This is a genomic window from Vibrio ouci, from assembly GCF_004551525.1.
GTDB classification, from domain to species: domain Bacteria; phylum Pseudomonadota; class Gammaproteobacteria; order Enterobacterales; family Vibrionaceae; genus Vibrio; species Vibrio ouci.
The window spans coordinates 1-706 of record NZ_SATR01000267.1 but is presented as its reverse complement, the minus strand read 5'-3'; the positions used below and the strand labels follow the sequence as shown (position 1 = coordinate 706).

Here is a 706-nt window from a genome sequence, read left to right as displayed (position 1 = left end):
GTCTCTGTACTGTGCCTGGTTAAAGTCCATGGCCAGAACGCCTATAACCTGTGTTTTACCAAAGACGTCGATCAATGCATTTGCTGTCTGCGTTCCCTGTGTCAAAAGCCTATTGAGCTGGTGGCGTATGGAAACGCCAGACTGAATCCCGGTTCATTACTGCAGATCCTGTCCGATCCCAAGCTCCAGAAAAACCGATGGTTTCCGCTGACCGACAGGCAACGGGATGATGTGGTCAACGCCTTGAAATCCCAATCGCTGCTGGCTGATGCGTATGGTGGAACGATGATTCGGCCTTAGGGCAAAAGGGGGTAGGGAACAATTGCGACTGACAAAATAGAGGGAATGCGCATCGCGAAAGACTTGGATCTTACTCGCGATGTGTTACTTGGCCGCGAAATGGCTATGTTGGTATACCCCGTGACGTATTACCAAGTGTGAAAGTTTTATCATGGCTTATTTAGGTAATGAGTAATTATGAGCCTGTGTTAACTGATGTCTAAATCAGCGCCCATTTGCAGGTCTTTTGCTTGGGTGATGAGGTCTGTTGATCGTGACACACCTACTCCTTAGAATTATTGTTAATACTTTTATAAAGTTAATTGGAATTGGCTTGCTTAAGCCACTCATCAAGTACAGCCTCTAATTTAGCTAGCTGCTCGGTATGTTTTTCTTGATTCTTAGCTAACTTTGCTATGTTTTGTAG

General features: G+C 45.3%; 1 pseudogene. It reads left to right on the top strand.

The annotated features are described in order from the left end of the window. Window positions 1-300, top strand: a pseudogene (locus tag ELS82_RS26585) (hypothetical protein); the annotation flags it as partial. Window positions 301-706: the final 406 nt, after the last annotated feature.